8 protein-coding genes are annotated in these 13,241 nt (G+C 46.4%); 6 read left to right on the top strand and 2 right to left on the bottom strand.

The genetic code is table 11. The features are described 5' to 3' along the window. Positions 1-765: 765 nt before the first annotated feature. Positions 766-1,869: a tyrosine-type recombinase/integrase gene (locus OU814_RS17240; protein WP_268184505.1), complete on the bottom strand. Its 1,104-nt coding sequence runs from the start codon at positions 1,867-1,869 to the stop codon at positions 766-768. Positions 1,870-2,198: 329 nt separating this feature from the next. Between OU814_RS17240 and OU814_RS17235 the strand changes: the two genes are divergently transcribed. The 6 genes from OU814_RS17235 to OU814_RS17210 all read left to right on the top strand — a co-directional run bounded on the left by OU814_RS17235 (position 2,199) and on the right by OU814_RS17210 (position 12,234). Then, positions 2,199-3,410, top strand: coding sequence for a response regulator (locus OU814_RS17235; protein WP_026148603.1), 1,212 nt, complete (start codon positions 2,199-2,201; stop codon positions 3,408-3,410). A 40-nt stretch (positions 3,411-3,450) separates the two neighbouring features. Beyond that, positions 3,451-3,816 carry a response regulator transcription factor gene (locus OU814_RS17230; protein ID WP_017287965.1) on the top strand — a complete coding sequence of 122 codons (366 nt, stop codon included), beginning with the start codon at positions 3,451-3,453 and terminating at the stop codon, positions 3,814-3,816. Between the two features lie 13 nt (positions 3,817-3,829). Beyond that, positions 3,830-4,390, top strand: a complete 561-nt coding sequence (locus OU814_RS17225) for a chemotaxis protein CheW (RefSeq protein WP_017287964.1) — start codon at positions 3,830-3,832, stop codon at positions 4,388-4,390. Between the two features lie 37 nt (positions 4,391-4,427). Further along, positions 4,428-8,663, top strand: a complete 4,236-nt coding sequence (locus OU814_RS17220; RefSeq protein ID WP_268184504.1) for a GAF domain-containing protein — start codon at positions 4,428-4,430, stop codon at positions 8,661-8,663. An 89-nt stretch (positions 8,664-8,752) separates the two neighbouring features. Continuing rightward, on the top strand, positions 8,753-11,737 hold the full coding sequence (locus OU814_RS17215) for a hybrid sensor histidine kinase/response regulator (RefSeq protein WP_268184503.1): 2,985 nt from the start codon (positions 8,753-8,755) through the stop codon (positions 11,735-11,737). Then, positions 11,734-12,234, top strand: a complete 501-nt coding sequence (locus tag OU814_RS17210; protein WP_268184502.1) for a chemotaxis protein CheW — start codon at positions 11,734-11,736, stop codon at positions 12,232-12,234. Before OU814_RS17215 ends, OU814_RS17210 begins: the two co-directional genes overlap by 4 nt. Here OU814_RS17210 and hpsE read toward each other — a convergent pair. Next, complete coding sequence (gene hpsE, locus OU814_RS17205) at positions 12,226-13,194, bottom strand: hormogonium polysaccharide biosynthesis glycosyltransferase HpsE (protein ID WP_268184501.1); 969 nt, start codon at positions 13,192-13,194, stop codon at positions 12,226-12,228. The genes OU814_RS17210 and hpsE overlap by 9 nt on opposite strands. Positions 13,195-13,241: the final 47 nt, after the last annotated feature.

Raw genomic sequence — 13,241 nt, 5'->3', positions numbered from 1 at the left:
CTCTAGCCAAGCATTGTAGAAAGCCAAGCACTCCGGTCTAGGAATTGAAAAGCTTGTCCCCAGTATTTGTAATAACCGTCTCTGCTGTTCCCTTGAGCTTTTGGATCAGGGAGTCGCTACCTTAAGTGCTTGATCAAGAATGTTTAAACGAGCGTCCGAAGTCGTCTTCATTAAGATCCTGCGGGTTGAAACCTCGCTGTTTCATCAGTTTTTTGATCTCTTGAGTAATGCCTGCATTCTTCTGGAAAATGTCATTAAGTGCGAGTTCTGAGAATGTACTCGTTCTAAAAATAAAACACTCGAGTACACTTCCTAACTGTCAGGACTAGTCCCAGAGGAAACAGCCAAAACGCTCACACGTTTCGAGAGTTCTATCGCTTTTCTCTGAAAGCCTAAATGGAGAGGAATTTAGGGGAGCAATCTCAGTTTGTGGATCAGGCGATCGGTAACTTTAGGAGAATATGAAGAAACTCGCTAAAACTCCTTTGTTAATTGGGTTTTAGCGAAAATCTCCCTGTTTTGGAGGATTGGAAAGTTACCCCAAGTTACCTCGCGATCAAAAAATAGGTAACTTCTGAAACCCAGTGAAATCAAGGGTTTTCAATGTAAGTTACCTAAGTTACTTAAAAAAGAAATAATAAGTAAATAAGTAACTCAAGTAACGACCTATTTCCCCGCGGTCGGGTGGAAACATATCGGGTGACTACCGATATCTTGAGTAACTCAGGTAACTCAGGTAACGACTCCTAGTGAGTTCCATGTGGTTCAAATTGGCATCTCTGGTAGATCCGGTCGATTAATCAGGTGACCATAAGTTTGCATCACCATACGTGTGTCTTTGTGTCCCAGAAGATAGGCGATCGCAGTTATTGGAATCCCTTCGTAAATTGCGTAACTGGCTGTGGTATGTCGAGATGTGTGAATCTTCCGATAAGGTACTTGAGCATGTTCTAGTGCCTTCATCCAATATTGAGTTCTGAAATTTCCTGCATCAATGACACACCCTTTTACTGTGGTAAAAATTAAATCTTCCCTATGGCAACCTGGGGTTTTTAGATGATCCAGCAGGATTGCCAGGGGAGTGTTGAACGCCAATAGTCGAACATTCCCGGTTTTAGTGGATTTTCGCTTGCGTTTATAGCCGTTGCCTGATCGATCTATGGATAAGGACTCTGAGACGGTTATGAGTTTCTGTTCAAAGTCCACATGGAGCCATTGCAAGCCGATCGCTTCACTGATGCGGCAACCCGTGAGGAATAAAAAACGAACGAAGGGGGTGTAGTGTGGGCAAATCTGCTCAAAGCTCTGAAGAATCCGAGTCATTTCACTGGCAGAAAAGGGTTTGATTTCGGGTTTAGTGCCCTTCCTTGTCTTGATGGCTTGCATAGGGTCATTCTCTACACAGCCCTGGCTCATTGCCCATTTGAAGCAGGATTTGAGATACCCTAAGCGCTTGTTAAAAGTGGAAGGGGCAATTTTGGCACTGGTTAACCAATCGGTTTGAGTTACCAGGGGGGAATGTTTAACGATCATGCGGCGGATCATTTCATAGTGATCCGCTTTGGTTTCCTCAGAGAGACTCAGGGTATTTACCCAAGCGTCCCATAATTCCAACGTTGAGCTGTATAGAACGGGTGAGGGGTCAGATGAAGCCGTTTTAGGGGCAAGTCGATAAGTTTGTAGAGTGTGATCGAAATGCCCCGATAAAAGGGCATTTTCAATTTGAGTTGCGATCGCTTGGGCAGTTGCCAGATCTCTTTTGTCTGCAAACCGTCCCCCTGGAATCGGGTGAAAGCTATAACGCTTTCCAGAGACAGAAAATTTTAATTGGATTGACCCATTGTGATTAATCGGCTTAATTGCCCTCATGATCCTGTCCCAAATCTGGATAGGATTGGGAAATTTTGAAGCAGACAAAGGCTGAAAAGCCTATACCGATTGAATTACAGGCTCTTAGAGCACCGCCCTGTCACGGCGGAAGTTGCGGGTTCGAGCCCCGTCAGTCCCGTAGATTACCCTATCCCCTCCGATATAGGAATTTAGCCCATCAGCTTCTGGTAGATGGATTGTCAACATTCATTGAATCGTGCATGAAATTTCTTACTTGGAGATAGTGAAGATTCATTTCGACATGGGAAAGATAACCTTAGAAAAACCTGGGTAAATGCTCAAAGCCCAAATCTAAGGAACTTTAGGAAATGTTAGTTGACGATTCCTCAACCGATTCTCCTAGTGGTCTGTTAGGTCTCCGTAGTCGGATGCACTTTAGTGGACGGCTGGACGTTTCGACCCGTGGACAGCAATGGAGCTTATATCTTTATATGGGTCGGCTGATTTGGGCAACGGGTGGTCCTCATCCTCGCCGCCGCTGGCATCGCTATTTAACCCAGCACTGCCCACACCTCAGCCCCAACCTGCTCACGCTTCCTCCCTCGGATGAAAATCCCTGCCAGGATTATGATGCTTTAGCGGTCTTAGTAAAACGTCAGCAAATTAGCCCTGAACACGCAGTTGCAGTGATTCGGAGCACCGTTATTGATGTCTTATTCGATATTATCCAACAGGAGGAAACTAAGCCTGTTGCTTTCCGCTCGGATGCCTCAGCGATGTTGGAGGCATCGTTAGCGCTTCTGAATGCTGAACAACTCCTTGCAGAGGTTCAACAGCAGTGGAATACTTGGCGATCGCTTGGACTTGCCGATCATTCTCCAAATCTCGCCCCAGTTCTACGCAATCCTAAACAACTTCCAGAGTATGCGCCTGAGAAAGTTTACAAAATGCTGGTATCACTCGTTGATGGTCGGCGCACTCTACGAGATTTAGCAATGCTGATGAAGCAAGACCTCATTCAGATGACGCGCGTTCTCGTTCCCCTGTATCGGAAAGGACTGATTGGCTTAACTAAAATTCCTGACTTACCCCCTCCGGGTGCATCCCGATCAAGCAGCACTCCCATCTCTGACACTTCTGATCCACCGATCTCTGGGGCACCTGTTTCTGGGATCGTGCCTTCTCTCCCCTTAACGGGTTCAAATCAGGCACCCGTCGTCGCTTGCATTGATGATAGTCTCCGCGAATGTCAAATTATGGAACGCATTTTGACTGAAGCGGGGTATCAGTTTGTCGGCGTTCAAGATTCTGTGCAGGCAATACCGACACTCATTGAGAAAAAGCCAGGACTAATTTTTCTCGATCTAGTTATGCCAATTGCGAATGGCTACGAGATCTGTGCCCAAATTCGTCGGGTGTCTACTTTCAAAGACGTTCCGATTGTTATTTTGACGAGTAACGACGGAATCATAGATCGGGTTCGCGCAAAATTTGTGGGTTCATCAGGGTTTCTCGCAAAGCCAGTCGATGCCGATCGCGTGTTAGCGATCGCGCGAAAGATGCTACCGATTCTTGACTAAATCATTAAAAGCTTCTCATCTCAGTAACCCGGAGGAACATATGAAAACCGTACTCATCGTGGAAGATAGCATCACTGAGATGCAACTTCTCACAGGCTATCTGCAGAAAGCTGGGCTGACAGTCGTCAGTGCAACTAGTGGAGAAGAAGCCCAAACGAAACTCTCGACCCAAACGCCTGACCTGATTGTATTAGATGTAATTTTGCCAGGTCAGAGTGGTTTTGAACTCTGTCGAGAATTGAAAGCTGACCCCAAAACCAGCCAGATTCCAGTTGTCCTTTGCTCTACCAAAGGCACAGATGTCGATATGATGTGGGGCAACTTGCTCGGTGCAAATGCATATTTGCCAAAGCCCGTTGATCAGACAGAACTCCTCAACACGGTTCGCCAGTTGATGGTGAATTAGGCTCGGAGGAACTATGACCAAATTGTCTGAGTTCACGCGAACTCCAATTGCAACGGCTTCACTGACTAGTTTGGCATCTCTTCTCAGTCCGCCTGCTGGCACTGAACCGATGCAGAAATTTCTGCGATTTCGCCTGGATCGAACTCAATCGATGCTCCTTGCAGTGGAGGGTATTGCAGCTGTTCAGACCCTTGCGATCGCAGATATTCTGCCTGTGCCCCAGATGAATGCTTGTATTTTAGGCATGTCAAATTGGCGCGGAGACTCCCTCTGGCTTGTTGATCTCGCACAACAACTGGGAGTTCAAACTCGCTTGAATCGGATGCAAAAGCTCACCACTTTAAGCACGATCGTGGTGCAAATTAATGACAACACTCTGGGTCTTGTTATTCCAGAGATTTACGAAATTGAGGAATACAACCCCAAAATGTTGCTCAATCCTCCTGCTGATCTTCAGACGAACCCATTTTTTCCATTTATAAGAGGATATTTTAAGCATGATCGCAGCCTGGTTTTAGATGCGGCGGCGGTTGTACAAGATCCGTCTTTACAATTGCATCATTTCAATTCTTGATAAATTTTCTTTTTCTATTGCCTCCAGGAGATTCCCTATGTCCGCATCGCGTCGTACTGAACCCACGCTTGATATGTCTTCTATGATGTCTTCAGAACCCACTCTTGAGGAATTTACTGCTTTCCTTTCAGAAACTCCCGTTGAGATATCAAGCAACGGTGCGGATTTATCGATCGAGGTTTCCGAATCTCCAGGCTACTCCAATGGTAATGGGGTCAGTCGTTCAGAACCTGAAGATGCAGGGCGAGACATTCAGCAAGTTGTGACTGCTTTGACAGGTCTAAAATCAGAACTCAAACGGGCTGGACTTCTGGACAAGCCGAATGTCCAAAATCTATTCCGTCAAGTTGCTGAATTTGCTGCGACTCAACCCAAAAAAACGAACCAGCAAGGTGCATCGCGTGAGCTTCGGTATCAGCGGAAGCAATTAAACGCAATCTCTGCTCAAATGCGCCAAATGCCTGACTTAGATGCTTTGCTCAAAGGTTTTGTCAAAGTCGCGCGCGAAACCTTGCAAGTCGATCGAGCCATCATCTATCGCTTTGGTGCACAAGAAGGCGGTTCGATCGTGGCAGAATCGGTTCAGCGTGGATGGACCCCAGCACTTGGGGAAGCGCCGGCGTTAACTTGCTTTTGCTTTGATCAGCCTGAAGATTATGTCAAGAATCAAGTCGTCGTCATCGAAGATATCACGCGCGTCGATTTGATGCCTTATCAACATCAGCTTCTGGATCAGCTTCAAGTTAAAGCGAGCTTAAGCTTACCGATTCGTGTTGCTGGTGAGGCTTGGGGATTGCTCGTGGTTCATCAATGTTCTCGAGCGCGCCTCTGGCAAGAAGTTGAAATTAACTTACTGTATCAACTTTGCCTAGAATTGACGATCAATCTTCAGCAGTCTGACTTTGCATTAAGGCTGGCTCAGCAAGGTGAAACTGAAAAAGCCGTTTTCAAAGTTATCGATCGGATTCGTCGATCGCTGGATTTAGATGTTGTTTTTCGTACTACTACCCAAGAAATTCGACAATTGCTGAAAGCGGATCGGGTGAGCATTTATCGGTTTGAAGAAGATTGGAGTGGTGAATTTGTTGCAGAATCCACGGCACCAGGTTGGACTTCGCTGCTCCAAGAGCAAATTGATAATCCTGTTTTGAAAGAGAATGTTAGCGAATGTAGTGTGCGATCGCTAGGAAAGCTGACAGATACTTATCTGCAGCAAACTCAAGGCGGAAGATTAGCGAAAGGCGTCAATTTTAGAGCTGTCACTGATATTCATCAAACCGGATTTTCGCCTTGCTACATTGAGATGCTGGAGCGATATCAAGCAAGAGCGTACGTGATGATTCCAATTTTACAGAATCAGAAGCTTTGGGGATTGCTTGCAGCTTATCAAAACTCAGGTCCACGGCAGTGGCAAGAAGCAGAAATCGCCCTGCTGATGCAGATTGGAACTCAGTTAGAAGTTGCACTTCAGCAAGCTGAGAACTTACATCAATTGAAATCCCGTACAGCGCAACTTGCAAAAGTGACTGAACGTGAAAGAGCAGGCGCACGAGTGATCGAAAAGATCCGCACTTCATTGGATCTCAATACCATCTTCAAAACTGCGACCCAAGAAGTTCGACAGTTATTAAATACAGATCGAGTAGGGGTCTACCGCTTTGAGCAAGATTGGAGCGGCGAATTTATTGCGGAATCTGTGACAGCGGGTTGGCGTTCAGTGATGGAAGAGCAACTCAGCGATTCAAGTTTTCGAGAGAATGCGAGCGATTGCACCATCAGATCGATGGGTAAATCTGCAAAATCGATCGACACGTATCTGGAACAAACTCAAGGTGGAGCCTATACGCGAGGAGAAACCTTTAGAGCCGTTGAGGATATTTATAAAGCAAACTTTTCTCCCTGCTATCTCGGTGTACTGGAGCGGTTTCAGGCAAGAGCTTATATCATCGTTCCCATCATGCAAGGAGATAGGCTGTGGGGACTGCTGGCAGCTTATCAAAACTCTGAGGCGCGTCGATGGGAAGAGTCAGAAATTTCTTTGATGGTTCAAATCGGAACCCAGCTTGGAGTTGCAATCCAGCAAGCTGAATATCTAGAGAAAGTTGAGAATCAAGCTGAGCAATTGACAAAATCAGCGGCGCGGGAACGGAACTTTATTCGCGTGATTGACCAGGTGAATAAATCAGTGCTAGAGCGGATGCGGCAGTTTGAAAGTACTGAAACGATTTTTGGTCAAACCACTCAGCAGATTCGTCAGTTCTTGCAAGCCGATCGCATTGCCATCTACCGCTTTAATCAAGATTGGGGAGGTGAATTTGTTTCAGAGTCAGTTGCCCCAGGTTGGGTGCGCCTAGTTGGAGCAGATGTCAAAACCGCTTGGGACGATACTCATCTACAAGAGACTCAAGGCGGGCGATACCGAAATAATGAACGCTTTGTTGTGAATGACATTTATCAGGTTGGGCATTTGCCTTGCCACCTTGAAATTTTGGAGCAGTTTCAAGTTAAAGCTTATGCGATTGTTCCAATTTTTTCGGGGCAGAAGCTTTGGGGATTGATGGGTGCTTATCAAAACTCGGCTCCGCGTCAGTGGGAAGAGTCAGAAGTGAATCTTCTCGCTCAGTTGGCAGCACAGTTAGGGGTTGCAATTCAGCAAGCTGATTACGTTTCTCAGATTCAACGGCAAGCTGACCGAGAGAAAGTCTTGGCAAAAGTAAGTGATCGAATTCGTCAATCGATCGACTTTGTGCGCCAATCTGCTGACATCAGTTCAGTCTTCCAAGTGATCACGCAAGATATTCGGCAACTTCTGAAAGTCGATCGGGCTGCCATTTATCGGTTCAATCCAGACTGGAGTGGCGACTTCATTTATGAATCGATTAATAGTGGATGGGGTAAGCTGGTTGGCACTGAAATTGGTACCAATGTCAAAGATACGTATCTGCGGGAAACCCAGGGTGGACGATATCGCAATCGAGAAAGCTTAGCGATCGATGATATTTACAATGCGGGTCATGACCCTTGTCACGTTGAGCTTCTAGAACAGTTTGAGGCGAAAGCTTATGCGCTTGTTCCTGTCTTTAAGCACCAAGAGCTTTGGGGAATTTTGGCAGTCTACCAAAATGGAAGTACCCGTCACTGGGAAGAAGCAGAGGTTGTATTGCTGAATCAGATTGCAGGACAATTGGGTGTTGCCCTAGAACAAGTGGATTCACTTGAACAGTTAAGAACACAGTCCGAGCAGCTTGCTCAAGCGGCTCAACGTGAGAAAACTGCGAAAGAACAATTGCAAATGCAGGTGATTCAACTGTTGGGTGCAATTAAACCTGTATTCTCGGGAGATTTAACCATCCGAGTTCCAGTCGTAGAAAATGAAGTTGGAACGATCGCAGATGCCTACAACAATACAATTCAAAGTTTGCGGAAGATTGTAACTCAAGTCCAAGCGACATCGACCAAAGTTGCAAGTACTTCTAAGAATAGTAGTGGTGCGATCGCAAAGCTGACACAACAAGCAGAAGAGCAGTTGCAGGAAGTCACTCGGGCTTTGGATCAGCTCCAAGCAATGGTCAGTTCAACTCAAGCAGTTGCGACAAATGCGCGTCAAGTTGAAACTGCACTTCAGCAGGCGAATCAAACGGTTCGATCTGGAGATGCTGCTATGAACCGGACGGTCGATGGGATCTTGGCGATTCGGGAAACGGTTGCAGAGACCAGTCAGAAGATTAAACGCTTAAGTGAATCTTCTCAGAAGATCTCTAAGGTCGTTAGCTTGATTGGAAGCTTTACAACACAGACGCAACTTCTAGCGCTGAATGCTTCGATCGAGGCAACGCGTGCGGGAGAGTATGGACGTGGCTTTACAGTCGTTGCGGATGAAGTGCGATCGCTCGCGAGACAATCGGCAGACGCGACGCGTGAAATTGAGAAACTTGCACAAGAGATTCAATCGGAAACGAGTGCTGTTGCGGCAGCCATGGATACAGGAATTCAACAGGTTGTCAGTGGAACAGGTCTGGTGAATGAAACTCGTCAGCAGTTGACTGAGATTATCAATGCAACCGCGCAGATTAGCCAACTGGTACAAGGAATTACCCAGGCAACGCTAGCACAGACGCAGCAGTCGAAACTCGTGACTCAATCGATGACAGACGTGGCAACACTAGCAAGTAAGAACTCTGCTCAGTCGAGTCAAATCTCTGCATCTTTCCAAGAGCTACTCAATACAGCTCAACAACTGCAAACGAGTGTTGGACAATTCAAAGTCAGCTAGGAAATATGAGGTGGGAGGTTTGAGCCAAATCCGGCTTGAACCTCAATGCCTTGAATTGTTTTGTTCATCTGCAATTCTGTGAGTTCCCTATGATTTCTGATGCTAAACTTCGCGAACAAACTTATTCCTATTTTTTAGCTGAAGCTGAAGATTTGCTGCAAACGATCGAGCAAAATTTACTGTCTCTGCGCAAAGAGCGTTCTGCGGCGAAAGTGCATGAACTGATGCGTGCGGCACATACCTTGAAGGGTGCAGCAGCCAGCGTTCAGTTTGATAGCATGAAATCAATGGCACATGCATTTGAGGATGTTTTCAAGGCGTTCTACAAGCCAGAAGTTGAGATTGATGCGGAGTTAGAAGCCTTACTGTATGAGGGATATGATTGCTTACGCTTACCTTTGACAACTGTTGTCTCAGGAGTAAAGTCTCAGGATACGGAAGTGCTCGATCGATCTGAAATTATCTTTTCTAAAATTCGGAACAAGTTAGGCAAACACTTTGATCCAGGTGCAGCTTTGCCAACCTCAGCAGATTTGGGATTTGATATTGCTCAATCGCTGTTTGAAACGGGAGTGACGGAGCGACTAGAACAATTAGCGATCGCAATTTCTCAAAACGATGACGACACGATCGCGCTGACGCTACATACTCAGTCCGAGGTATTTCTGGGATTAGCAGAGTCGCTTAATTTGCCGGGATTTGGGGAAATTGCACACACGGCATTAAAGGCAATGAAGCAGAAGCCTCATCAGGTTCGTGACATTGCCCAAGCTGCATTAGCTGATTTTAGACAAGGGCAAATTGCAGTGCTGTCAGGTGACCGTGTCTCAGGTGGAAAAGTGTCATCCACACTCAAGAGCTTTGCAGAATCGAATTCGATTCAAAATAGCCAGCAACTCTCTCATCGCGCCTGGAGAAAGATCAAAAACTTCTTCCAGCGTTCACGAAATGAACTCTCTGAACCTCAAGTTGCCGAAAGCTTTGACGAACCGAAAGCGGTGTTTTCGGTTGATCCTGAGATTGAAGCATTGGCGGATCAGTTTGAGGCATGGCAGACCGAATTGCCTGAAGCCAAGGCAGATCTAGGATTTGAATTATGGGATACCCCGATCGCAGAAACCGAGATTGAGTCACCATCTGAGCCTTTACACCTGAAAGAGTCAGCGCAAAACGTGTCTCAAAAGCCTGCTCAGGATACAGTTCGAGTCAAGCTTACCCACTTGGAATCGCTCAACTTTATCACCAGTGAACTGCTCATTCATCAAAACCAGCAACTTTTGCAAGATGAGCGGCTCCAAATGATGCTAGCAGAATTGCTGCATCAGGTAGAGCAACATCAGCGTGCTCTAGCACAGTTGCGTGAGTGGTCATTGCTCGCTCCAGAGCGATTCTCCAGAAGAAGCGGTTCTCTCGTTGTTGAGAACGACTTGAAACAGAACTTCGATACCCTGGAACTGGATCGATACAATGACTTGCATGTACTGCTACAAACACTCGTAGAACAGGCAGAACGGATTGATGAATCGACTGAGGCGATCGACTTTTTAGCTAGGGAGTCACGACTATCGCGCAGCAAACAAGGTCGATTATTGACGAATCTGCGCGATGATTTGATGAATGTGCGGATGATCGCGATCGGAACAGTTCTAAATCGCTTCCCACCAGTTGTTGAGCAGCTGTGTGAAACCTATGGGAAAAAAGTTCATCTGAAGTTGACTGGCACGCAGGTGATGATTGATAAAGCATTGGCAGACAAGCTTTACGATCCATTGCTCCATCTGGTGCGTAATGCCTTCGATCATGGAATTGAGCGTGACGCAATTCGCCAACAACAAGGAAAAGGCATTGGAGAAATTGAGATTCGAGCTTATCAGAAAGGCAATCGAACCTTGGTTGAAGTTTCGGATAATGGCAAGGGGTTGGATTTAGAGCAGATTTGTCAACGTGGATTTGAACAACATCGATTGTCTTCTAATCAAATTGACCAAATCTCGAAGTCTGAATTATTGGATCTCTTGTTTGAGCCTGGATTCTCGACGGCCGAGCAAGTGACAGAATTGTCAGGGCGAGGGGTAGGGTTGGATGTTGTGCGATCGCAAATCAGAGCGATGAAAGGCGATATCACGGTTGATTCAGTTCCAACCCAGGGAACAACATTTTCTTTGCGATTGCCTTTAACGTTGATGAGTACTCGGTTGCTCATTTGTCAGGCAGGTTCGGCAACGTATGGATTTCCCTCAGATGACGTTGAGCGGATTGTGACATTAGATGCTGCTGAGATTGATCAGATTGGCAACCAGCGCACATTACGCTGGCGATATGAAGGAGAAGAACACACCATTACGATTCACAGCTTGGGGCAGTTGGTGACTTATACGAATTGGTTGTTCGGGATGCAAGCCCAATCTCCTGAAACTTTCGGAGCTGCTCCCACCTTGACCACTTCAATTCTGATCATTCGTCGTCAAAAGCATTGGATTGGGCTAGAGGTCGATCGAGTACTGGGTGAGCAGGAATTAGTGTTGCGCCCGATGGGAAGTACGATCGCTGCACCTCGATACGTGTATGGGTGCAGTGTGTTGGGAGATGGTCGATCACTCCTCGCGATCGATGCTGTGACCTTAGTCGAGCAGAATCAAGGTAAACTTTCAGCCCCGGTTGCAATTTCGCCCCCTGCTCAAAAAGAGACATCCCTCAAATCAGTCTTAGTCATTGATGATTCGATCACAGTTCGGCAAGCATTAGCTATGACTTTAGAAGATGCAGGATTCCAAGTTGTGCAGGCACAGGATGGACTCGATGCGATCGCACAATTGCAATGTCATCCTGAGATTCAGTTAATTACCTGTGATGTAGAAATGCCACGCTTGAACGGGTTCGAGTTTCTCATGCGGTATGAGCAGGAATCCCAGCTTCCTCACGTTCCGGTAGTGATGCTGACTTCGCGCAGTAATGAGAAACATCAACAATTAGCAAAGCAATTGGGTGCAGCGGCTTATTTGACGAAGCCGTTTGATTCAGATCAATTAGTTCAACTCGTTCATCAATTGATGGCAGGAAAGGTGGTGCGATGACTCAAGTGATAGAGCATTCTCAAACGACGCGGCAGATGATGCGGTTGGTTGTTTTTACGATTGCTGGATATCGATTCGGGCTACCACTGGAGAGCATTTTGCGAGTTGTGAATGTGCCAGAAGAATTGAAATCAAGCGCTTCTGGGACGTTGGAGGTGGTGCCGGTAGGTGAGTATACTCTGACTGTGCTGAATTTGCGATCGCAGTTGAGTATGACACAAGGGCAAGCGCAGGCAGTGAGCACGCGATCGCAAGCAGAATTTTTAGTGGTGACACAGGTTGAAACGGAGCTTTGCGCGCTTCGAGTAGATGCACCCCCCGATTTGATCGAAATTGATGCGGCAGCGATTCGGCAGTTGCCTGCTCCCTATCGTCAGGGGCATCCCTTAAGTATTGCTAGCCATGTTGTGGTTTTACCTCAAGGCAAGGCAACGCTAGCCATCTTTTTACTAGAGATGAAGCGTGTCCTTGCATTATCCGAAAATTCTCTAGGATAAATGCTCTTGTTTCGATGCAAGATGCTGGAGGAGAAGTCTCTTCCAGATATAAAAAGGGCTGAGAAGTCTACCCATAAAGAACTGGAGTTCACAGGCATCAATCAGATCGTTGGATTGCTGATGTTTGTGCCAGGAGAGGACGACTTTGCGTAAATCGTTAATGAGGAGAAAAGGGAAAGCGATCGGGCGTTTCCAAACTGGGTAGCGAAGCATCCGAAAGCGATGCTGGCTTAGTCCGATCACACTTAGAAAGTTCAATAAATAGTCTTTTTCTAGCCGCCATTGCGGGATTTTGTGAGCGATTGTCATTTCGGCGTTGTACCAGATTTCCCAATGGAATGATTTCATTTTCCAAAGGACTTCCGTTTCTTCGCCTTTCAGGGCAAATCCTTGTTTGACTGGACCTTGGATAATTTGGTCGCCGATCGCGCTTTCGAGCCAAGCTTGTTTGCGAATCACCAGCCCTGCACCAACAGGCATTCCTTTGAGATGAGTGTCATAGCAGAAGGACTGCGTTTTAAGCATAATGGGCATGTAGTGAGCAATGCGATCGAAGTTCTTCGGTGGCTCAATTTCATATTCAGGAAGAATTCGACTGCCAAACGCTCCTACTTTCGGATGCGTTTGTCCAAATTTGTAAGCTTGTGCAACCCAATCTGGAGCGGGCAAGGTGTCATCGTCAAGGAAGCCGATCCAAGTACCCTGGGCTTCAGTAATGGCTCGTTTTCGAGCGATCGCAGCTCCTTGCTGAGTCTCAAGAATATAGCGAAGCTGGCTCAGCTGCGATTGATAAGTTTGCACGACTTCAGCAGTATTGTCAGTGCTATTGTTATCAACGACTAAAATTTCCCATCGAATTGATTCAGTATTTTGCTGGAATTGTAATTTTTGAAGCAAAAGTGGCAAACGCTGAGCAGCATTGTACGCTCGAATCGCGACTGTAAAATCTATCCGTACCATAGAGGGCTTGCCTAATTCAGAAGCATGACATCCCTAAAGTGCCCAAA

The sequence above is a fragment of the Leptolyngbya sp. GGD genome (assembly GCF_026735145.1).
Classification (GTDB): Bacteria; Cyanobacteriota; Cyanobacteriia; order Leptolyngbyales; family Leptolyngbyaceae; genus Leptolyngbya; species Leptolyngbya boryana.
This window is presented reverse-complemented; position numbering and strand designations above follow the sequence as displayed.